This is a genomic window from Enterococcus sp. LJL51, assembly GCF_054871795.1.
On the sequence record NZ_JBTXLW010000004.1, the window covers coordinates 129074 to 151849 of the forward strand.

Consider the following 22776-nt stretch of genomic DNA (forward strand, 5'->3'; position numbering starts at 1 on the left):
TTCAAGTAAAGATTGCCGGCTGCCACCTTTACTACTTATTCCACTAATCGCTCTAGTCCCACTCGTTTCTTCCTACAGCTCTGTTTCAAAGGTATATAACCGTTCAATATCAAACGCTAATTTTTGAAACTGAACAAATCGACCTTCGCGGATAAATTCTTTGCCGTCAATAAAAAGCAGCAGCGTTGGTGCTGAAAAAATCTGATATTCAGCAGATACAGCTTTCACCTCTTCACCATCTACTTCCCCCAATTGGATGTCTGGGTATTGTGCCAGCAGCTGTTTCAATTTGGGTAGGACAGAATGACAGACAGAACAATTTTGCTGAGAAACATAAAGGAATGCCCATTTATTCTCTGCAACAAATGAACGAATTTCTTCTATACTATGTAAATTAGCCATATCCATCACTCCTTCAAAGAAATCTTTGACCAATTTTAACCAAATATAGCATAATAGGGTAGGAAAAGACTAGTAAATTGCTTACATCTTTTTCTTGTATTTGATAGTAATTTTTCTCTGAAAAAAGAAAAAGGGAATAATAAAATAATCCCCTTTTCTAACATTAATTATTCAATATAAAACGGTGCATCCGATTCTAGGTTTGTATGAGAGAACTCTGGTTCCCATTCGGTAAAATCAAAGTTTAAATAATGATCTGCTGGTGAGAATACTCTTTGTGATTTATCCAAATGATAGAAGGTCTCCTGTTTATAAATATGGTAACCATATGCAGAACCATTTTCTACATAGTGATTTAATGTCATTACAACAGGCTTATTCTCCGGATGTTCTTGCCCAGAGCTTTGAATAGAAAGATTTAAATCCGCTTTATAGTAATAATTAATGGTCATTCCTCTATTATCCTCAGTAATTTGGAAGGGTTCATCTGTTTCTAAATTAGTATGTGAATATTCTGGTTCCCATTCATTAAAATCAAAATTCAAATAATGCTCCTCTGGATAAAAAGTTCTGCCTTCTTTCAAATTAAAAAAATACTCCTGTTTATATATATAGTACTCTCCCGTATAGCCATCTACATAATGATTAATAGTCATCGTAATTGGTGCTGTCGGCTCTTCCGGATTTCTATTGTTCATATGTCTTAAATTTAAATCAGCGCTATAGAAATAATTGATACTTCTTGTAGAAGCCACCTCATCCTCTGCTTCTGAAATCTGAGATTGGTGATTGATTCCTAATGCAAGCACACCAGTAATTAAACCGGTAACTAAAAATCCCAATTTTAAACTTTTTTTCATTTTTACATCTCCTTTTTTTATAATTACAATAAAATTTTAACATAAATAAAAATCTTATCAATATTTTTTACAATCAAAATTATTAATATTTCAATTCAATTGTGAGCAATATATATTTTTTACTACTACAAGCTTCCTATTTTCAATCGACATTAAACGATTCTCTATTTCTTTACATTTACACAAAATATAACCTTATCAATCTCTGGTATTTATAAACAGCGTCCCTTGTCTTTCCAGCCATTCTATAGTAGAATAATTTTTATTTTCCAGTCATTGCGTTATACTAGACGATATATCTAAGCAATCTAACAGCCGCTTTGCAGGCTGCATTATAAACTAATTCTTATTAAGGGGGGTGATGCTATGATATACGCTACTATATCTTCTTTAACAGCCCAGGATTTTACTCACTAACAAAATACTTTGTTGGAATAATCATTGCCTTTCATCAAGGTATTTTGACCATAGAAATTATTTGAAAGGAACAAACAAATGAACCCAACAATTCAACCATATGAATATAATTACGTGAAAAATCAGGCAGAAACGCTGATAAATACCTATACCTCAGTCAATGATTCTGGGACAGTGAAAACGATTCAGGCATTGGCAATTGGAAAAATCAATGAGCTTTTTCCAGAAGGACAGCCTGAGGTAGATGCTTTTATGGAAAAAATGATGAATATCCGAATAACCCGCAGTCGAATGGAGCGCTATCTTGCTACGCTTAAAGAGCAGGTTATTCCTTTTGATCCGCCTTCTAATCCTCAGCTGACTAAATTGTTTCGAAAAACAAAAAAACTAAAAATTCCAGAATGGTCTGAGCTGGATTTAAGAGATCACACCTATGTAGGCTGGAACGATCCTGGAACACAAAGAAAGTTTATTATCACTCATCAAGGGGATAAGCTAGTTGGTGTTTCCGGCGTCCTTTCTCCTGAAATCATTAAGGGTGCCTGTGCAATTTGTAAAACGATTTCTAATGTCTCACTGTTTTTGGCAACAACCAAAACAGCCAGCGATGGTACGTATACAAAGAAGGGCAACTATATCTGTCACGATAGTGATCAATGCAACCATCAACTGCTGGAAACAGAAGAACTTTCTGCCTTTATTAAAAATGTTCAGGCAGCAAAATAACTAAATCTGTGCATACATTTGCTATTTTCAGCTTTTTAGGCGCATTGTATTCGTCTTAAGGAAAGATACCATAAGCAACGTTTTCCTTCCACAAGCATATAAAAAAACCGGAACGGCCTCAAATACCGTTCCGGTTTTCATTTTTTATTTTGCACGTTTCAGGTAAGTACCTTCTTGTGTATTGATTTCCAGCTTTTCACCTGCTTCAACAAAGTCAGGAACATTCACTACTAAGCCAGTTTCCATTGTTGCTGGTTTACCAGAGCCTGTAACTGTAGCCCCTTTGATTGAAGGCTGTGTTTCAGCTACAGTCAAAATAACTGTAGTCGGCAAAGTAATACCTATTACTTCTGAACCGTAGAACTGAATCTTAACTTCCATATTTTCTAAAAGATATTTTAGCTCTTCATCAATTGCTTCAGTTGGAATTTCATATTGCTCATATGTTTCCATATCCATGAAAATTGCTGTATCGTCCTGGCTGTATAAGTATTGCGCAGGTTTTGTATCGATATGAGCCTTTTTCACCTTATCATCTGGACGCATCGTTGTTTCAGTGGTAGAACCTGAACGCACATCCTTCAGCTTCATACGCATAACTGTATTTCCTTTACCAGGCTTGTGGTGGCTTGCCTCTAATACTTTGATTAATTTACCATCTTGTTCAAATGTCATTCCTGATTTAAGATCACTGATTGCAATCATGGGATGATCCTCCTCTTTTCTAAAAAAATAATCTCCAAATCATTGTAGCAAATTCCCTAACGTTAAGCTAGGAAATAACGGAACAGATCATCAATTTCTCACTTTTTTCTTTTTGCTGCTTGATTTTTTCATTCTAAATATTCTTGATAATCATAGTATGGAGTATAATCAATGTACTCCTCCCGATTCATCACAGCAAATAAGTTATCTGACAAAGGCTCCTCTTTCGTCACGTTGGACAAGAGAACTGCTGTTGACAAATCTGTAGTGTAGGGGAAATGGAGCGTAAGTGTTATCTCCATTTCACTATCTGCCTCTGTAAAATTAATATATTTGTCTGTTTTCTGATTTACATGATAAGGCAATGTACTGCTCTTACCATTTCCATCCTTTATAATTATCTTGTCTTCCAAAAAATCATAAGTTAAATTCTGGTCATTTGTATAGGTTACTTTCCATTCTCCTAAATAGCTTGATTCAGGCAGTATCTCCTTAGTTCGCTCAGAATTATTTTTACAAGAACCTAGAATGATCAACTGAAGAAAACAAAGAACAACCATCCGCTTTTTCATCACTATCCCCCTGTTCTTTTTATACAAATCCTTACCAAATATATGCAGGCTCCTCATTTTGAGTGATTGCTTCAAACAGCTCGTATTCCGGAACTATTTTTTGATTTCCAAAAACTGGGTCTTGAACAAGAGGATAGGGATCATTTATATAATAAAATGCAATTTCTTCACTATTTTTATAAGTGGCATAACCAACTATTAATATCATATGATTCGCTCTAGGTAAATCGGGATATAATTTATTCAAATCCACTGCTGCAAAGCTTGGATAGCCATTATCAATATTATTTTTTATTCTTTTTTTAAATAAATTCTCTCCCTCTTCCGTTTCATTAGCAGCAACTACTTGTACCCGATAGCCTGATTCACCTTCATCCGCTATTTCCTTATCAAATAAATAAGCATTAATCACTTAAACCATCTCAATATATTCTGTACCCGTAACAGAACTCGTTTTCATTTGTTGTGCCACTATTTCTTGCTCAACATCAAAACCAAAACTCTCCAGCAGCATTTGGACAGTTGCTGGTACACAGTAGTAATTTGTCTCTTGTATTCGCTGTCTAATTGGCAAACTTATTTTCCGTTCAATCTCTACGCCCAGCACAGTTTCATATTCGTGTTTTCTCTCATTTGACGTGTCGCTCATTGTACTCTGCTGCTCACTTGTACTGATTTCTTTGCTGGGAATACGATCTCCGTCATCTTTCTCTATCGAGCTTGACGAGCTGACTGCAGGTCTGCCCTCGTTGATTGACGAGCCAATTGTAGCATCAGTTGATTTTCCTGATTCTTTCTTTAGGATTCTTCCTCCTAAAAAGATTAGGAAAATCATGAGAATAACTGCTCCTCCTAAAAACCAGAATTTTCTGTTCCTCTTTTTCATCATAATCCCTCCGTAGTTGTTCAACCAGCCAAACAACTTGTTTATTTCAGAAAAAAAGTTCTCCTCTGCCTTTCTTAGCTAAACCTTCCCAGTGTTCATTCTTTCTTATTACTTTTAAAGTACCCTGTTCTAGCTATTTAGGCAATAGTCTTTCTGTATTTCTCTATACATTCATTCATTTTTCTGTCATTTCTGCTAACTTGACTACAGCCTTATTGGAGATAAGCCTTTACCTTCAACATAATGAGCGTAAAAAATTTGGCAAAGCCTATCATTTTTTTTGATTTTTTATTTTCATTCTACTTACTTTTAAGTATGCAAAAAGCAAACAGTTTTTTATCCACACACGACATCTGATAATCTGCTATAATGATGGGTAAGAACTTTTAGAAGAGGTGTCATTATGCAGTCTGCAGTGATTTTAAAAATCATTTCTCTTGAATCAACCTTTACGACAAGCGAGTATGAAATAAGTCAGTTTGTGATAGAAAATCCTGATTTCGTCATTACAAATACAATTACTACTCTTGCAAGAAAAATCAATACTTCTGAAGCTAGTATTAATCGTTTTTGCAAGAAAATTGGCTATAAGGGATTCAATAAATTTAAAATTGCCTTAGCCCAAAGCAATACACAATTTGACAAGTTTAGCGATGAAGCCGTTGATGAATCCAATCTATTAGAGTACGTCACTCATGATTACCAGAAAATGCTGCTGAATACCTGTGCTTTGCTGGATGAGAAGACAATAGAAGACGCAGCCTCCTCCATTATCCTTTCACGCAAAATATTTATCCTGTCAATTTATACGACATCCTTTATCAGCGATGAATTTGCTTTTAAACTGCGGCAAATTGGTTTGGATGTTACAACCTTGAAGGAATCACTGGAGGCACAACTATCTATTGAAAACATGAACAGTGATTCCCTTTTGATTGCGGTCGTTCCTTCTGTAATCAGCAAGGATGTTATTCCTTTCTTATCGAATATCAAAAAGAAGAATGTTAAAACAATGCTTCTATCGGGAAATGATAATCCTAAAATCAATGATCTTATTGACATAAAGATTATTACACCGGATCATGTCATGGCGAATAATCCGCTAGTTCTCTCAAATTCACCAATGATTTCACTAATTCTTGATATTATCTATGCCACAATTTTGAGAGACAATCGTGGATTGCGGCAGCGTAAGCTAAGCAGCGATACGATTATTAATTCCTTTCAATCTGCGGATTCATCAAAATATGAATGGTAATAAAAAAGGCCGTACTATACGAAAATGGTTGGCACCCATTTTCAATATAGTACGGCCTATCTTTGAATAAGCAGCTTTCGAATCTTCGCTTATTCGGATTTAGGTAGACTAAGAGTCTGAGAATTTATTATTTCCTATTCTCTTTTTTTATTTTTTCAGTTCGCGCAATGCCAAGGCAAAGTTGCCGATTGTTGCACTGCCATTGCCTGGAATAGCTGGATTTATAATATATGTATCCAAATTGGGAACATCTACATACCCATTATTCAGTTCTTTAAAAATGGCACGAACCTTTTCCATCAAGTGATCCTGCTGCATCACTCCACCGCCGAAAATAATCCGTTCCGGTGCAAAATTCAGACGAGTATTAAAAGCCAACTGAGCGATATAGTACGCTTCAATAGCCCAGACATCATGCTCTTCCCCCACCTTTTCACCTCGAAGACCCGTTCTAGCCTGCAGACTTGGTCCCGAGGCTAGCCCCTCCAGACAGTCTGCGCCATGTGAAGGACAGACTCCTTTAAAATCAGCGTCCAGCGGATGACGTTTTACGTAAGCATGCCCCATTTCAGTATGGGTGAAGCCGCCGATAAATTCTCCATTTTGAATTGCGCCACCGCCAATCCCAGTACCTACTGTATAATAAACGCAGGAGTTATCTTCCTGTGCAGCGCCCTTTGTATACTCACCAAAAGCACTTGAATTGACATCTGTTGTCAAAAATACGGGAACATCCAACTGCTTTTTCAGTGCCTTGAGAATGTTAAACCCTCGCCATTCTAATTTAGGAGTAGCTAAAATTTCACCATACTTTTCTGAATTCGGATTCACATCGACAGGGCCAAAAGACCCAATCCCAATTGCAGCAATCTCATAGTTGCTGAAAAACTCAATGGCTTTAGCCATCGTCTCCTCTGGATTTCCTGTTGGAAAAACAGCAGTATCCTGTACCTCAAAGTTCATATTGCCGACTGCACAGACAAACTTCGTTCCTCCAGCTTCAATGCTGCCTAATAACTTACTCATCCTTCTGTCCTCCACTCTCATTTCTAAAGACAAAACGTGTACAAAGTCTATTGAACCTTATACACGATTTCTCTTCTATTCTAATTTAAAAAGCTGCTGTTGTCCTCTATTTCTAGTTACTTTTTTCAACTTTTTCAAAAAGCTTTTTATATTGCTGTTGTTCACTTACAAGCTCAGATTCAGTTATACCTCCTGTTTTAAGCAGATAAATATAGTCATAGCAGCTCGGTAGAAAAGGCAAGTCCAGTGCTTCTTTTGTAAAGCTGTTGGCAGCAATTTCGCTCGTCCGCTGAACCTTCGCCTTCCTTGATAAGCCTAAGAACTGAAAAGATTCGATATTCTCCAACTGATCGGGAACCATTAATCCATGACCATATTCAAGATAATGGAAGAACTCATGCATCAGCACAATATTCTTCATCGCCTCCATCTCCAGTTGGTTAGCTTCAGCTAGTGCTCGGATTGACTGGTCATAGATAAGTACCTGATGATTGCCTTTCCGGTCTGCTTCAAACTGGGCCCTAAAAGTTACCTTAAAAAAACTGCCGTCTCCCTCATCTGTCTTAACAGCAATATTTCTATCAGCTAGTAATTCCTCTGGAGATTTCCCCTTGAACTCTTGCCCTAATTTTCGCCCAATCTCTAGAGCCTCTCGGACATAATAGGGTACTTTTTCATCTGGAATTTTATGGAACAGCAAATCCTGCTTCAACTCTAAATAGCCTAAAAACCCATCAGAAAAATCCATCATATTTTCACCTCTATTTATAAGCGACAGCAATAATTTCCTCATCCGGTTCAAGATTTTCTGTCTCTACATCCATTATAGACGTCAACTGCTCAATTGTCTGCATCCCAGTCAAATCAAGCATTTTTTCTTTATAAAATAGAAATACCTTAGGGATAGTCGCATTGGCGTCTGAATAGATTGTATAGTCATCTACGAAGGACAGGAAATCAGATTCTGTCTGATTTTTCTTGAAAGTCAGATAGTGGGCATTGCTTCGTTTAAAGCGCACTACCCCTTCCCGATCCACTACGCAAACATTATTCTGTTTACTCTTAAACAAGAATTTCTTCTTAACGACTAAAGCATCCATCAAATTCCAGCGGCCAATTTGAGCAATCCTCTGCACTGTATTTCCATCAATACCTAAAGCTTCTGAAGTGATTTGTCTCAGCTCGTCTTCAGTAACATCTGCTGCTCCGAGATTTTTTTGCCTTAGCTCTGTTGCCCCCGTCGCCACTGCTCGAACGATGTTTCGCTGAGAATCAATTTCGATATTGACTTCTACTGTTTCTTCATTGGCACCAGACTGAATAATTTTCTCAATGACATCTGCTCTGATTTTTTTGATATCCTGCTCTGTAGGATTATTAACAGACCGTTCAATCTGTTCCCGTACCATAGCCAGCGCCACACCAATCGTAGAAATATAAGGCGCATTCTTAGCCAGCTTCCATTTATAATTGAAATGTTCTGCCAGTGCAGGTACAACGATAGCTCCGCTGCCGCCGCCGCCAACTAAGGTAATAAAGCTGCGGTCCATCTCATATTCGTCAATGAGTTCATCGATAACCGGCTCCAGCTTTTCCATTGCCAAGCGTACAACTTCTTTAGCTGCTGCTTCTGCCGACATGCCAAGATAAGCACCTAACGCCTCCCAGGCTGCCTGATTACTTTCCCGCTTTCCTTCTGCATAGTCTCCTGCTGGAACATAGCCCAATAGGTTGGCCGCTCCAGCTAATGTATAAGAGTAGGTATTTCCGGTACTGCTTTGAACCACTGCGTATTCATTGGGATCTCCTTCACGAGGGGAGACAAATGCAATAACAGGGTCAGCCAAGTTTTCTTTATCTGTGAAGCATTCATATTCGAGCCCGGCAATGTGGGCACTTCGAGGACCTACATCAATGATTTTCCCACCTTTTGCCCGAATCATACTACCGCCTGCAACTGCCAGCGTCCGAACATCCAATGAACGTAGATAGGTTTTGTGTCCGCCAACCTGAGCGTATTTAATCATTACTTTTCCATTTTTGATGACCGAAATATCCACACTTGTACCGCCAACCTCAAAGAAAATGCCATCGCTGACTTTTTCATACATCAGTGCACCAGCTACACCAGCCGCAAGTCCAGACAGCATAGTTAAAATCGGTCGTTGTCTCACTTCGTTAATGCTCATCACACCGCCGTCACAACGCATAATCATCAGATTGGACTGAATATTAGTATTTAGGACCGCATCCTCTGTCATGTTTGCCGTCTGCATCATCTTGGGAATCAGCGAAGCATTAACTACCGCTGTCCGCGTCCGCATTTTCAAACCGTAAAGCTGAGAAATCTCATGACCGCCTGTCGCATAGAGCTGCATTTCCTGTGCCTTTTTGATCACAGTCAGCTCATTTTCCGGATCATCTACCGAGTAGGCTTCACTGGCCACAACTACTTGGCAGTCATTTCCTACTAATGTGCGGATACCCGCTTCTATCGCTTCATTGTTTAATTTGGCTGAGTCAATGAATAAATGCTCAGAGCTTAGATACTTGTTAGGTGCCAGTTCAATATGCTCAATAGCTGTTTCTTTCTTGGCTGTTCGGGCATCCATTCCTGTGCCCATCCCGATAACTCCAACCTTGGCAACATCACCTTCAAGAAGTGCATTTGTTGCCTGTGTTGTCCCATGAGCTATGAACATTACATCTTCCGGCGCAATCTTATTTTCTGTTAAAAGCTTCTGAATAATTGTAACTATCCCCTGAGCTACGCCCTCTTCATGGGTAGTAGGAATTTTCAATTTTGCAATCACATCATAGGTTTCATTATCAATGGCAACTGCATCTGTAAATGTACCGCCTACGTCAATACCGATTCTTACTTTTTTACTCATACTAATCCCTTCCAACCGTCTCTTAATATAGGAAGAATGAAGATACAATCAATCCAATGACTGTGGATACAGTAATCCAGACAATTGTTTTCTTCAAGACTTCGTTGACATCTGTTTTTGTGAAATCTGATACCCAGACATTATGTGAATTTGTCGGATCACAGACAGCTTGAACATTACTATCTAAGCGCAATGCTACCATTGCTGCTATCGGATTCATACCGCCGGCAACCAGTAAAGAAATAATCCCGCTGCCTAGACCCCAAACATTTAATGGACCGCGATAGATAGCTAACGGCGACAGCAAGCCAAAGACTAGAATAAACATCAGTTGATTTTTAGGAATCATCATGGAAATCGCCGGCTGCAGAATTTGTGAAACTTCAACAGACATTACTGCATTTAAAAGCATCCCGATGCCAATCATCAGACCAGCCGCACCAGCTACATCCTGAATCCCTTCAACAAAGGAGCTGCTGACTACATGAATCGGATTTTTTGGTGTACTTAATAGCAGAGCCGCTGCAATACCAATAATAATGGAAGCAACCAACGGAACTTTAAAGGCAAATACTAAAACGACTGGGATAATTGGTGAAATCAGGGCTATGCTTCGAACCTGTCCATTATTTCTTTGCTTTACAGGCATTGCCCATGCCTTCCGGCGTTTCCCTTGAAACTTGATATAGTAAAATACCATTAAGACAGATACGATGATTAGCGGAACGCCGACCAGCCAGGAATAAGAAGTTACTGTTTCCAGCGGTAACCCTAATACATCAATATAAACTGCTAGTGTTGATACGGAGAAAGTCACTCCTATCCCGTTTGCCAGCAAAAGAATAATCCCGCTGACCATTGGCGACAGACCCGCTGAAATCATAATTGGGATAATAATCGTTCCAACCAAAATAACCATTCCCAAGCCGTTGCTGGCAGCAAAAATAACGGAACATACTGCCAGGAAGGACAAAGCTATCGGCAGGGCTTTATCTCCTGCCATCTCCGCTGCCTTCTTAATGATTGTTTCTGTTACGCCAACTTTGCTTAACACCTTACCGAACAGTGATCCAAAAATCAATCCGGAGATAGCTGTTGACATCCGCATCGAACCAGCTTCCAGAACATCCTTTACAATCGTAAACTGCTCCCCGTCATTCGACATAAACTGAATGCCGGCAATAAAAGATATAGCTATTGCCATAATAGGAAGGGCAAGAATTGTCGGCACCTTCCTCGTCATCATTAAGCCGACCATTACTAAAAACACAAGTAAAATACCAATTAACTGTACTGTTTCCATCTCTTCTCCTCCTATTTTTCGATATAGCTTCCTTGTTTAATTAATGTATCCTGTAATTTCGGAATATCAATTTCCTTTACTGACTGCCCCCATTTAACGGCCTGTGCTGCTGCTGTCCCGGCTGCTTGTCCGATGGCAGTCATTGTCGGCGTCGTGCGGATTGCCGCCTGCGCTTCAAAGGAAGCTGAAACACATCGTCCGGTTACAATCAAATTATCTAACTCATTCGTAATCATGATTTCATAAGGAATTTTATAATAGCTATTGAAGGCATCTCTGTTAAATGCATGATCCTGAAGCTCTTCATTTTGATTACTGTGAACAGATACTGTTCCTTCTCCCTTAGGGTTGTGAATATCAATCGGATAACCGGAATGTGCAATTGCTGTTTGAAAATCTTTATTTTCCAGCACATCTTCATTCGTCAGTGTGTAAACTCCTCTGATTTGTCTGGTGCCTCTAACGCCAACGCTTGGTCCAGTGTAGGCTACCTGGGCCTGCTCAAAGCCGGGAATATTTTTTACAAGGAACCGATAAAGCTCCTCACATTGTTCTCTTCCCAACATTTCCGCCCTTGTCAAGCCTGCAGCAGATACACCGCTTTCATTAATGATTCTAGAAGTATTCATAATGAATTCTCCCGGTGTGCCTGTTTCAAAAAAGAGAATATCCTCTCTTGGAATAGAGATTTCACCATTTTCCTTGGCTCTTTTGAATTCTTCATCAAACCCTACAAATGATAGGATTTCCGTATTTTTCATCACATTGAGATCTCTATTCAGGCGTGGAAATTTTTCCGGTTCAGCCAAAACTGCCTGTCTTAAAGCCTTTGTATCCACACCATAGACCTTCATATTCATTGTCATTGGCTGCATGGCGTTATCTGCTTCTCTACCTAGCTGAAAAGGAATACCGGCCTGTGTTGCTAAATCAGCATCTCCTGAAGCATCAATAAAAACTTTTCCATGAATTCTTGAAATGCCGTCCTTGTTAGAGACAACAAGACTTGTCAACTCCTTCTCTTTTAGCTCAACATCTATCAGGTACGTATGGAAAAGCACGTCGCAGCCAGCTTCCGTTACCATCTCATCCAGCACCATTTTTAAACCCTCTGCAGAAAAAGGCGTAACATAGGAAATATAATTCGTTGAATCCAACACATGTCCTGGCGAGTAGCCCCGCTTCACGAGACGTTGAACCATATCTTCCCCTAATCCTTGAATTACCTGTTTTTCGCCTGCAAAAAATGTCATCATTGGTCCAACACCATTCGCAGTCAACGTTCCGCCAAAATAGCCATTTTGATCAATGATTAGTACCTTCGCTCCATTCTTTGCTGCAGCAATTGCAGCAAAGGCACCAGACATCCCTCCTCCTGCAACAATGACATCGTAAGATTCTTTCAAATCCTTTACATGAATCATCTGAAATTCCTCCTTAATAGGTTAGCGCTTACACACATAATACAATATTTTCAAAAAATGTCAACATTTATGAAAAAAATATTCTTAAATATGCTATACTAATTTTGAAAGGGGCTGACCACATGATCCAGATAAGTAAAGTAAAAGTCACCGAAGACGTTCATTTCATTAGCTTTTCAATAGAAGATGAGTTCTCTGTAACCTTTAGCAATTTAGGGAGTGCTATTTATGGAATAAAATTTTCAGATAAGAACAAAAACTATGAAAATGTGACATTAATACCTGACAATCCGTTGGAATGGATAAAAGAGCGAACCTATTCAGGAGCAGTTGTCGCTCCTTTAGCAGGACGATATCATCCTCGTCATACCAGCCTAGAACAAAATAGAGCCCCGCTGCATTTTCACGGGGGAACAGCGGGTTATGATAAGCAGCTATGGCGATACACCATTCAGCAAACAGAGGATACTGCTCAGCTTATTTTTTCTTTTTCTGATAGGAAAAATCAGTTGGAGGCTGAAGTTTGTTATTCTCTAACATTATCAAAACAGCTGACTATGGAAATCACCGCTCGTACAGAGCGTACAGCTTTTTTTAATCCAACTAATCATATCTATTTTAACTTGAACGGCAATCTCTTTGACTCTGTCGAAAGCCATTCACTTTACCTAGATAGTACAGCTTACTATTTGGAGAATGAGCAAAAACTGATTTCCGGACTTTCATCTATTCCGACCAACAGCCAATGGGATTTTACTCAGCCTACAGGAAAATCACTAAGTAATCTAGCAGCCTACGGTGGTCTGGATACAACGTTTAAACTGGGAGAGAAAAAAGAGGGACTAATTCGGCATAAAAAAAACGGCCGAGCCGTTCGCATTAAAACGACCTTGCCGGCCGCAGTCATTTTCACCTTTAATCAGGAACAACCTGCCTTTAGCATTGACGGGCGCTGTTATCCGAGATATGCAGGTATTACTTTTGAAACACAGCTTCCAGCAAACGATTTAGAAGCTGCTCTAATTACAATAGATAAGCCCTACTACGCCAAAACCAGCTATACTTTTCTTCACATTTGAAAGGTGCAAGTGAGCTGTTTACCGTGTGTTATTCCTCATTTCGTACTATACTGATAATATAAAAACTTGCAATAGAAGCTTTTGCAGGAATTACACAGACAGATACAGGAAAAGAGGGATTTGCATGTCCATTTATGATTTTGAAGCAACACTTGAAAACGGAGAAACCTATTCACTTGACCGCTATAAAGGTCAGCCCCTAATTATTGTAAATACCGCAACAAAATGTGGACTGGCACCTCAGTTTGAACAACTGGAAGAATTATATAAAACGTATAAGAATCAAGGTTTAGTTGTTCTGGGTTTCCCATCCGATCAATTTAAACAAGAGCTTGAAAATGGTCAGGAGGCTGCGGAAGCCTGCCGCCTAACTTATGGAGTAACCTTCCCGATGCATCAGCTGTGCCGGGTAAATGGGAAAGAGGCGTTGCCTCTGTTCAGCTATTTGAAGGAAGAAACGGGCGGTACATTGGGTAGTGCGATAAAATGGAACTTCACCAAATTTCTGGTGAATCAGCAGGGCGAAGTTGTGCAGCGTTATGCACCTCAAACTAATCCGCTAAAAATGACCGCAGATATCGATGCGCTATTGGCTGCAAACTAATCGTTCTAAATCAAAAGCTGAAAGAATAGCGTATAGAAAAATGAGTTGAGGGGATCTTACTCATACTCTTTCTGCATAGGGAACAGGACGTTTTACTCCTATTAATCAGAACAGAATACTAACAAGAAAAACCGTATAAGCCATCTTATTTTCTAGAGAAAACGATGGTTTATACGGTTCCTTTTTCACGTTACATTAATCTAATTCAACTTTTCCAGTATATAGTTGATAATAAACACCTTTTTCAGCTAATAAATCATCATGACTGCCGCGTTCGATGATTCGACCATGGTCCATTACCATAATAACATCCGAATTTTGAATGGTTGACAGACGATGGGCAATCACGAAAACGGTCCGCCCGTTCATCAAACGATCCATCCCCGCCTGAACATGCTTCTCTGTTCTAGTATCAATACTAGAAGTCGCCTCGTCCATAATCATCACCGGCGGATCAGCAATCGCTGCCCGGGCAATAGCTAAAAGCTGGCGCTGCCCTTGTGACAAGCCTTCTCCGTCTCCGGTAATGACTGTATCATATTTATCAGGCAGGTTATTGATAAAGACCTCTGCATTTGCCAGCTGAGCTGCTTCAACAACATCCTCATCACTAGCATCAAGTTTTCCATAACGAATATTTTCTCGAATCGTACCAGTAAACAAGTGTGTATCCTGTAAGACAATCCCTAAAGATCTTCTCAGAGAATGCTTTTTAATTTTCTTGACATTGATTCCATCGTAACGGATTTTTCCTTCCTGAATATCATAAAAACGATTAATCAGGTTGGTAATAGTTGTTTTACCCGCACCAGTTGCACCCACAAAGGCTACTTTCTGACCTGGCTCTGCATAAAGCTGAATATCTTTTAGAACCCTTTTATTTTCTACATAACCAAAGGATACATCTTCAAACCGAACATCCCCTGTCAGCTCTGTATAGGTAACTGTTCCATCTTCATGGGGATGCTTCCAAGCCCATAGTCCCGTCCGGGCTTGGCTTTCTGCTAAGGCGCCGTTCTCCTGACGTGTTACATTAACCAAGGTTACATACCCATCGTCAACTTCTGACTTCTCATCAATTAGCTTGAAGATGCGGTCAGCACCTGCCAGTGCCATGATAACAAAGTTAATTTGCTGAGAGACCTGACTAATCGGCATGTTCAATGACCGGCTTAGCTGCAGGAAGGAAGCAATCATCCCAATCGTTAAGCCTGAAATACCATAGACTGAGAATAACCCGCCGATAATGGCCAGCAGTACATACTGAATATTCAACAGGTTCATCATAATCGGCATTAGACTGTTCGCGTATTTATTGGCCTGTGTGGCACTCTCACGAAGTGATTCATTGATTTCATTGAATTCTTCAATAACCTTCGGCTCATGATTAAAGATTTTAACAACTTTTTGTCCATGCATCATTTCTTCAATATAACCATTTACTTTTCCCAAATCTTTTTGCTGCTTACCAAAGTATCTGCCACTTCGACCGGCAATTGTCCGAATGGTTAGAATCATGATACCTACTGAGACAATCACGATTAACGTCAGCGGAACACTGATTGTGAACATAGCAATAAAGACACTGACAAAGCTGACAACCGCTGCCAGCAGATTAGGAATACTTTGTGAAATCATCTGCCTTAGCGTATCCGTATCATTAGTAAAATGACTCATGATATCTCCATCAGAATTTGAGTCAAAATAACCAATCGGCAGTGTTTCCATATGGGTAAACATCTGATCACGAATTTCTTTTTGTGTTCCTTCACTAATTCGAACCATAATCAGATTATAAAATAGATTGGATAAAATTCCGATGCCATAGATAAAGGCCATTGTTGTAATAGCCTTCAGCAGACCAGAGAAATTTGGATTCGACTGTCCTAAAAGCGGAGTGATATGATCATCAATAACGACCTGTAGGAACAGAGAACCACGTACATTTGCATACGTACTAATCAGGATGAAGGCAATCACTAGAATTAGAAGAAACTTATATTTTTGAAACATATAAGAAAACAGACGGCCTAGTGTTTTCAGCGGCTGTTGTGGTCCGCGTGCACCTTTTTTCGGATTATTCATCATCTTCACCAAATCCTTTCTGCTGAGATTCATACACTTCCTGATAGATCGGATTTGTTTCCAATAGTTCATCGTGTGTGCCGATTGCATTAATCATTCCTTTGTCCATTACAATAATTCTGTCGGAATCCTGAACAGAAGAAACCCGCTGACCAATAATAAAGGTTGTTGTTCCCGGAATTTCTTTTCTCATTCCTTCTCGAATTAACCTATCTGTTTTTGTATCGACAGCACTTGTTGAATCATCCATAATTAGGATTTTAGGCTGCTTCAGCAGTGCTCTGGCAATACATAACCGCTGCTTTTGTCCGCCTGACACATTGTTTCCGCCTTGAGAAAGCATTGTATCGTACTTATCAGGAAACTCCTGAATAAATCCGTCAGCTTGGGCAATTTTACAGACTCTGATGATATCTTCATCGGTAGCATCTTCATTTCCCCAGCGGAGATTTTCTTTAATCGTTCCAGTAAATAGTACATTATTCTGCAGCACCATACTTACCTGATCCCGCAGTGTTTTCAAATCATAGTCCCGAACATCATGACCACCAACCTCAATAACTCCGTTGGTCACGTCATATAATCGGGGAATCAGCTGAACCATAGTCGATTTCGAACTACCTGTTCCACCGACAATCCCGATGACTTCACCAGGCTTGATGCTCATGTCAGCATGCATCAACGCCAGCTTTTCCGGATCGTTGGCATAGCTAAAGCAAACATCTTTAAACGTCACTGATCCATTGGGTACATCGTATAATGGATCTGCATTATTCTTCAAATCACTTTCTTCCGACAGAACCTCTGTGACACGCTCTGCAGAAGTGCGGGCTATAATGACCATAACAAAAACCATGGAAAGCATGTTCAGACTCATCAAAATCTGCATAGTATACGTAAACATACTAATCAATTCTCCTGTTGTCAGCGTACTGCCCACTACAAATTTTGCCCCCAGCCATGAAATCAGCAGCATACAGGTATACACTGCAAACTGCAGCACAGGGTTATTGAAGGCAACTATACTTTGAGCTTTAGAAAAATTCTTGTAGATATCTTTTGATACTGTTTTGAATTTTTTATCTTCGAAGTCTTCTCTCACATAAGATTTTACTACTCGAATTCCTTGTAGATTTTCCTGTACCACATTATTCAAACGGTCGTAAATCCGAAAAACTTTTTCAAAAATCGGATGGGCGAAATAGATGACCAGTGCCAGCCCAATAATCAAAAATGGTACTACCGCTAAATAAATGACAGATAAGTCTTTGTTAATCTTGAAAGCCATCGCTAATGAGAAAATGAAAATCAACGGGCTTCTTACTAACAAACGAATAATCATCTGATAGGCATTTTGAATATTGGTTACATCTGTTGTCATCCGTGTAATCAAACTGGATGTTGAGAACCGGTCAATATTGGAAAATGAGAAGCCTTGAATTTTTTTAAATAAATTGCCTCTCAAATTTTTTGCAAAACCAGCAGACGCTACGGCTGCATAACGGCCGGACATCGCGCCCAAAAACAATGCAATAACTGCACATACGAATAATAACGCGCCATACATCAAAATTGCTTTCGTATCGCCTTTTTCAATACCATTATCAATCATCATCGCCATGACTAAAGGAATAATAATATCTAAGATAACTTCACCAGTCACATAAATCGGAGTGATGATGCTTTCTTTTTTATACTCACCTACATTAGCAAGTAATTTTTTTATCATGTAGTTCGCCTACCTTCCCCAATTTCTATTTTTTTACAATTATCGGATAGCTTTTCCAATAAATTGAAAAATGTTTCAAGCTCTTCTTCAGAAATATCCTGAATCAGCTGTTTATCAAATTTTTCCAGCTTGCAGATATTTTCCTTTACCTTTATCTGACCATTTAGCGTCAAAAAAATAGCCTTCAGACGATTATCATCCTTACAGCTCTGACGTTCAATCAGCTGGCGTTTTTCCATTCTTTGCAGGATACCGCTGGCTGTAGAGCGACGAATATCAAATTCATGCTCAATATCCTTTTGATAAACAGGCTCTTCTTTATGGTTCTTTCTGTCAATGAAATTCAGTATACGCATCTGAATTCCGGAAGAAGGTTCACCGTCTTCCTTTAATAGCTCCGCAACTTTTCGATTCAGCTCATTTGCTACAATTTTGACTCGTAACGCTGTTTTTTTACTCATAATTCATTCCTTCTTAAATAGTTCGTTGCCTAACTATTTTACGACATTCTCTTAGAAAAGGTCAAGGAAAATTTCTGAAAACTTCTTATTCTATTATATTCAACTATTCCACTTTTCATGAGAGCGTTTACTAACAACCATTATTTCATCTTTAATCAATAAAATCAAAGAGTACGCAAGCCTAAATGTTTGACTTAAAAGTAAGTTGGACTATAATATGACTCATCAACTGTTGACTAGTCATTCGTTAAAAAGGAGGAGAAAATGATGGAAAACGCAGCCTACAGTGAAATCTTTTTTCTTCTGAAGCAGGCGGATTTGCACATCACTCATCTGTTTGAATCTCAGATGAACATTAGCTTAACGAGATATGAACTACTGCTGCAGCTGGCAAAAAAAGAAGCTGTTTCTCAACGAATACTGCAGGAAAAGCTAGGGATTGATCAAGCTGCTGTTGCTAGGCATCTGAAAATTCTGGAGGAAAAGAACTATATATCCAGAGAACGAAATCCTGAAAATAACCGGGAAGTCTTAGTGTATCTAACTAGCGAGGGAAAAAGCGTGCTTCATGGGTGCGCAGGAAATAAGTCTGAGCTGATTGATTCCTTATTCCGTGACTATTCGCCAGAGCAAATGTGTTCATTTATCCAGTTTCTTACTGATTTTAACCGTCAGGCAGAAGCTGTTGAAGAAATGATTTCAAAAAAGAAAGGATAAAAAGAAATGACAACTTTTAAAAACAATGATTTTTCAGATTTACTAAAAAACCGCCGTTCTATTCGGGCCTATGATCCAGCGGTCAAAATATCGAAAGAGGAAATGATGGAAATGCTGGCAGAAGCTGCTACTGCTCCCTCTTCAGTTAATATGCAGCCTTGGCGCTTTGTGGTTGTTGAATCACAGGAAGGCAAAGATAAGCTAAAGCCCTTAATCCGTTTTAATACAAATCAAAATGATACTTCTTCAGCAATGATTTTAATTTTTGGTGATTTAGAATGCTATAGCTATGGAAAAGAAATTTATGATACTGCTGTTGATTTAGGAAAAATGCCGGCTGAGGTTCGTGATCAGCAGCTGGCTGCAATTTTACCTTATTATGAAAGCTTTTCTAAAGAAAAAATGAATGATGTTGTAAAAATCGACAGCAGCTTATTAGCAATGCAGTTAATGCTCGTGGCCAGAGCACATGGCTATGATACAAATCCGATTGGCGGCTTTGAAGCAGATCAGCTAGCTGCTGCTTTTGATTTGGATTCTGAACGCTACGTACCGGTTATGATTCTTTCTATTGGTAAGGCTGCTGAAGAAGGCTATGAATCAATCAGATTATCACCTGAGAAATTTACCGACTGGAAATAGGGAGGAAAAGCTATGTCTCTGATTTCAATGCTTTTAGTTGGACTTGTGGCAGTGGAACATTTATATATTTTCTATCTGGAAACACTTGCTACAACTTCAGCAAAAACAGCGCAAACTTTTAATGTAAAAACTGAACAGCTAAGAGATACAACCATCAATACCTTATTGAAAAATCAAGGTGTTTACAATGGCATGCTGGCACTTGGATTGCTCTATAGCATATTTTTCTCCAGCAATCCTCTTGAAATGGCTGCTGTTTTTCTAATCATCATCATTACAGTTGCTATTTACGGCGGATTAACCAGTTCAAAATCAATTATTATCAAACAAGGCGGACCAGCAATTCTGGCGTTGTTTAGTATCTTGCTTCTTAAATAGGCTGTCGAGGAGGCGGGGCGACTCTTTGCCGGCGCTTCTCTACGTATTTATTGTCGAAAAAAGGTTAAAACAAAAGGATGTATCTTAAAAAATTGTACATGAAAAATACAATTTTTTAAGGCACATCCTTTTTGTCACAATCTCATCTTTCATTATTCAACCACGGTCCATTCATTCATCGTTTTCCCGTCAGCATCCTTTAGTTCCAACCAGCCATTGGTTCCGCCGAAATATAAAAACAGACCTAATTCATTCACACTTTTTAAAACAATGTCTTCGGTTGTTTTAAAGTTTTTAATTTTATCCTGATAGTCCGCTCGAAGCTTTTCTCCATATTTCCCACTATAACCTAAAGAACCATCTTTGTTTAGTTCAGGTTCTTTCTTCAATATCGCTCCGGCCTTTAACAGCATCTCATTTCTTTTCTGCCAGAAAACCGTTCCTTTACTTTCCCGAAATGCTACTGTGAACTCTATCTGGCTGACTTCCTTAGTCCAGCGGTGACGTGCTTTCGCAGGCTTCGCCTTTACTTTTTCAGGTTCGACTTTCTTATTTAAAGAAACACCAAATTTTTCTAATACCAGTGAAATTTGTTCCACATAGCTTCTTAATGCCTTTTCATGATTCACAGGAATTTTGATGGTTTCCAGCTCTTCTCCTGAGTAAACGCCGTTCTCTATCGCCACCGTAAGTAAAAACTGTTTTAGATAATCAGGCTCCACATCCCAGACAGGAGGGATGAACAAAATACTTTGATTGTAATCAGTTAAAGCCTGCACTGCTGTTTCAGCAAGACCGATTGAAACGACCGCTTTATCCTTTAATAAAACATAAACTGCAGGTTCGTCTATGACTAATTTCTTTTTAACCTTTTCACTAATGACTATTTTTCCCAGAGCTTCCGGCAGTTGAATACACACCTTTTTTTCTGAAATAATCACTTCCGCTTTAATTTCCATAACCCTGCCTCCTTTTTTCTTTATTATATCTTACTCCGTCAACTGGCTTCTAAAAATATGCTTTTTACAAAAAAAGCTGCTAAACATTTTCCAACATAAACTCTGTAAAAGCTTCACTAGAATCTTTAACAAAATTTACAGGATTGTTCAACAGCTTCGCCTGATAGTTAACTCAATGTTTTTTCAATTAAGGTCATTGCTTGTGAGCGCTGGAGATTAATCTTTCCTGGTGTGTCCTCAACATACGCCTTCATCATCCAAAAGTAATTTTCCAATTCTTCCTTTAAATACACATCATCAGTCTCTTCATAGATTTTTACCGCATCAGGAACAGCGGCAACTCCTAGTGTATAAAAAACACTGACATCTAACTCTGATAAATTCCCTTGCTGATAGTGCTCGTAGTTGTAGTTAATAATCTCTTTACCGCTGTTGCGAAAGCTGAAAAACAACATACAGCTGCCTAATAAAAGGACAATTAGACGCAGGTAGTTAAACTGCTGCCATAACGCTGCGATAAAAACGCAGACACAAACAAACAGCAGCAGCATAAACCACGAAGTATTAAAGCGTAAAACAGTCAATCCGAAAGAATCAATATACAGCTTCATTTTCGCCAATCCCAGTACAACCAGTCCAAGTGTTTCAACACCAATTAGTGTTAGCCCAACTTTGATTCCTTTTGAGTTGCTGCTGAACATATTAATCACACCAAATATAAGAACATTAATCAATGCAACTGCCAGTAGCTGGAAGAAGCCTTCTCTAGCATAATCGGATAAGCTTTGACCAGCAAATGAACCTTTACTGAAGCTAAGATATCCGTAAATTGCAGTTCCGAAAAAGAGCAGATAAATTGAAATAAAGATTGTTAGTATCGTCCAGAACAGAACATCAGGTCCTTTAAGCAGCGGCAGTGCAAAATGACGAACTTGACTCTTTTTCATGTTTCTATAAATACAGAGAAACAGATAAAAGCCAATTGGAACTGCGAAAATAAAGGTAATTAAATTTTCCATAACATTTTCTGAAATACTCCCTACCAGCTGGTAGATAAAATGATCGAACATCGTATCTGCACCTGCCAGTAAGGAAACAACAACTAATACTACCGGCAGCGAGACAGCAATTCCAGCCAGCATATACTTCAAATTCTTATTGCCTTTCCCTATCGACTGATAGATGGAGAAGCTGGCAGAAAAATCTTTCAGAGGCCGCAATAAAAAGCCATCAAGATAGTCAAATATCAGCTGATCATCCAAACGCCCTGTCCTTCTGGAACCAGATAATACTAACACCCAATACATACAGCTCATAAAGAGAAATAGCCCATTTGTTCCCAGCAGCAGCTTATTTTCAAACAGTGAAAATGAGATCCCCAACAATAGATTAAATGCCATAAAGCCGAAATGATACCATTTCATCGTCAGCTTTTGTGATTTACCATAAATAAATACAGCGAGACAAAAAATGCCCGTCAACAACGTTACCCAGACGCCTCCTCGATTCTGTACAATCATTTCCAATGCGAAGAAAGCAATCAAAATACTTACTACACTAAAGATAATGTCCTTCGTTTCAAACTGAAGGGTCGGCTTTGGCTTCTCCTGCAGCTCTTCCTCCAACTCATTTCCATGACCCATTTCCAT

General features: G+C 39.0%; 23 protein-coding genes. 7 read left to right on the plus strand and 16 right to left on the minus strand.

Going from position 1 to position 22776, the window contains the following annotated elements; translation table 11 throughout:
- Positions 1-72 precede the first annotated feature (72 nt).
- Together ACYSNQ_RS05905 and ACYSNQ_RS05910 are read right to left on the minus strand one after the other, a co-directional pair.
- The gene (locus ACYSNQ_RS05905; RefSeq protein ID WP_426081935.1) at positions 73-402 is read right to left on the minus strand and encodes a thioredoxin family protein; all 330 of its coding nucleotides are present in this window, start codon (positions 400-402) and stop codon (positions 73-75) included.
- Positions 403-569: 167 nt separating this feature from the next.
- Complete coding sequence (locus tag ACYSNQ_RS05910) at positions 570-1262, minus strand: hypothetical protein (RefSeq protein ID WP_426081936.1); 693 nt, start codon at positions 1260-1262, stop codon at positions 570-572.
- A gap of 495 nt (positions 1263-1757) precedes the next feature.
- Here ACYSNQ_RS05910 and ACYSNQ_RS05915 point away from each other — a divergent pair, with 495 nt between their 5' ends.
- Positions 1758-2405, plus strand: coding sequence for a FusB/FusC family EF-G-binding protein (locus tag ACYSNQ_RS05915; protein WP_426081938.1), 648 nt, complete (start codon positions 1758-1760; stop codon positions 2403-2405).
- Positions 2406-2549: 144 nt separating this feature from the next.
- On the opposite strand, the gene efp is transcribed toward ACYSNQ_RS05915, so the two are convergent.
- The 4 genes from efp to ACYSNQ_RS05935 all read right to left on the minus strand — a co-directional run bounded on the left by efp (position 2550) and on the right by ACYSNQ_RS05935 (position 4568).
- Positions 2550-3110, minus strand: a complete 561-nt coding sequence (gene efp / locus ACYSNQ_RS05920) for an elongation factor P (RefSeq protein WP_426081939.1) — start codon at positions 3108-3110, stop codon at positions 2550-2552.
- A 128-nt stretch (positions 3111-3238) separates the two neighbouring features.
- Positions 3239-3682, minus strand: coding sequence for a hypothetical protein (locus tag ACYSNQ_RS05925; protein WP_426081940.1), 444 nt, complete (start codon positions 3680-3682; stop codon positions 3239-3241).
- A 31-nt stretch (positions 3683-3713) separates the two neighbouring features.
- The gene (locus tag ACYSNQ_RS05930; protein WP_426081941.1) at positions 3714-4094 is read right to left on the minus strand and encodes a hypothetical protein; all 381 of its coding nucleotides are present in this window, start codon (positions 4092-4094) and stop codon (positions 3714-3716) included.
- Complete coding sequence (locus ACYSNQ_RS05935; protein WP_426081942.1) at positions 4095-4568, minus strand: C39 family peptidase; 474 nt, start codon at positions 4566-4568, stop codon at positions 4095-4097.
- Positions 4569-4971: 403 nt separating this feature from the next.
- On the opposite strand from ACYSNQ_RS05935, the gene ACYSNQ_RS05940 reads away from it, so the two are divergent.
- Positions 4972-5826 carry a MurR/RpiR family transcriptional regulator gene (locus ACYSNQ_RS05940; RefSeq protein ID WP_426081943.1) on the plus strand — a complete coding sequence of 285 codons (855 nt, stop codon included), beginning with the start codon at positions 4972-4974 and terminating at the stop codon, positions 5824-5826.
- A gap of 147 nt (positions 5827-5973) precedes the next feature.
- Here the strand turns inward: ACYSNQ_RS05940 and scrK are convergent, their stop codons facing one another.
- The 5 genes from scrK to ACYSNQ_RS05965 all read right to left on the minus strand — a co-directional run bounded on the left by scrK (position 5974) and on the right by ACYSNQ_RS05965 (position 12473).
- Entirely contained in the window at positions 5974-6852 is an 879-nt protein-coding gene (scrK, locus tag ACYSNQ_RS05945) for a fructokinase ScrK (RefSeq protein ID WP_426081944.1), read from the minus strand.
- A gap of 112 nt (positions 6853-6964) precedes the next feature.
- The gene (locus tag ACYSNQ_RS05950; RefSeq protein WP_426081945.1) at positions 6965-7603 is read right to left on the minus strand and encodes a hypothetical protein; all 639 of its coding nucleotides are present in this window, start codon (positions 7601-7603) and stop codon (positions 6965-6967) included.
- A gap of 10 nt (positions 7604-7613) precedes the next feature.
- Positions 7614-9746, minus strand: coding sequence for a hydantoinase/oxoprolinase family protein (locus ACYSNQ_RS05955; protein WP_426081946.1), 2133 nt, complete (start codon positions 9744-9746; stop codon positions 7614-7616).
- 22 nt (positions 9747-9768) lie between these two features.
- Complete coding sequence (locus ACYSNQ_RS05960) at positions 9769-11049, minus strand: transporter permease (RefSeq protein ID WP_426081947.1); 1281 nt, start codon at positions 11047-11049, stop codon at positions 9769-9771.
- Positions 11050-11060: 11 nt separating this feature from the next.
- Complete coding sequence (locus ACYSNQ_RS05965) at positions 11061-12473, minus strand: FAD-dependent oxidoreductase (protein WP_426081948.1); 1413 nt, start codon at positions 12471-12473, stop codon at positions 11061-11063.
- 122 nt (positions 12474-12595) lie between these two features.
- Here ACYSNQ_RS05965 and ACYSNQ_RS05970 point away from each other — a divergent pair, with 122 nt between their 5' ends.
- Both ACYSNQ_RS05970 and ACYSNQ_RS05975 read left to right on the plus strand, forming a co-directional pair.
- Entirely contained in the window at positions 12596-13552 is a 957-nt protein-coding gene (locus ACYSNQ_RS05970) for an aldose epimerase family protein (protein WP_426081949.1), read from the plus strand.
- A gap of 124 nt (positions 13553-13676) precedes the next feature.
- Complete coding sequence (locus ACYSNQ_RS05975; protein ID WP_426081950.1) at positions 13677-14156, plus strand: glutathione peroxidase; 480 nt, start codon at positions 13677-13679, stop codon at positions 14154-14156.
- Between the two features lie 195 nt (positions 14157-14351).
- Here ACYSNQ_RS05975 and ACYSNQ_RS05980 read toward each other — a convergent pair whose 3' ends face one another.
- The 3 genes from ACYSNQ_RS05980 to ACYSNQ_RS05990 are packed head-to-tail and all read right to left on the minus strand — an operon-like array spanning position 14352 to position 18431.
- Entirely contained in the window at positions 14352-16244 is a 1893-nt protein-coding gene (locus ACYSNQ_RS05980; RefSeq protein WP_426081951.1) for an ABC transporter ATP-binding protein, read from the minus strand.
- Positions 16234-17970 (minus strand): ABC transporter ATP-binding protein, encoded by a 1737-nt coding sequence (locus ACYSNQ_RS05985; RefSeq protein ID WP_426081952.1) that lies wholly within the window; start codon positions 17968-17970, stop codon positions 16234-16236. Before ACYSNQ_RS05985 ends, ACYSNQ_RS05980 begins: the two co-directional genes overlap by 11 nt.
- Complete coding sequence (locus ACYSNQ_RS05990; protein WP_426081953.1) at positions 17967-18431, minus strand: MarR family winged helix-turn-helix transcriptional regulator; 465 nt, start codon at positions 18429-18431, stop codon at positions 17967-17969. Before ACYSNQ_RS05990 ends, ACYSNQ_RS05985 begins: the two co-directional genes overlap by 4 nt.
- A gap of 264 nt (positions 18432-18695) precedes the next feature.
- On the opposite strand from ACYSNQ_RS05990, the gene ACYSNQ_RS05995 reads away from it, so the two are divergent.
- Genes ACYSNQ_RS05995 through ACYSNQ_RS06005 form a run of 3 tightly spaced genes read left to right on the plus strand, consistent with a single transcriptional unit; the run spans position 18696 to position 20168 of the window.
- Positions 18696-19148: a MarR family winged helix-turn-helix transcriptional regulator gene (locus ACYSNQ_RS05995; RefSeq protein WP_426081954.1), complete on the plus strand. Its 453-nt coding sequence runs from the start codon at positions 18696-18698 to the stop codon at positions 19146-19148.
- Between the two features lie 6 nt (positions 19149-19154).
- Positions 19155-19790 (plus strand): nitroreductase family protein, encoded by a 636-nt coding sequence (locus ACYSNQ_RS06000; protein ID WP_426081955.1) that lies wholly within the window; start codon positions 19155-19157, stop codon positions 19788-19790.
- A 12-nt stretch (positions 19791-19802) separates the two neighbouring features.
- Positions 19803-20168: a DUF1304 domain-containing protein gene (locus ACYSNQ_RS06005; protein ID WP_426081956.1), complete on the plus strand. Its 366-nt coding sequence runs from the start codon at positions 19803-19805 to the stop codon at positions 20166-20168.
- 152 nt (positions 20169-20320) lie between these two features.
- Here the strand turns inward: ACYSNQ_RS06005 and ACYSNQ_RS06010 are convergent, their stop codons facing one another.
- A complete protein-coding gene (locus ACYSNQ_RS06010) occupies positions 20321-21127 on the minus strand; it encodes a hypothetical protein (RefSeq protein WP_426081957.1) in 807 nt (268 codons plus the stop codon).
- Positions 21128-21294: 167 nt separating this feature from the next.
- Entirely contained in the window at positions 21295-22776 is a 1482-nt protein-coding gene (locus tag ACYSNQ_RS06015; RefSeq protein ID WP_426081958.1) for a DUF4153 domain-containing protein, read from the minus strand.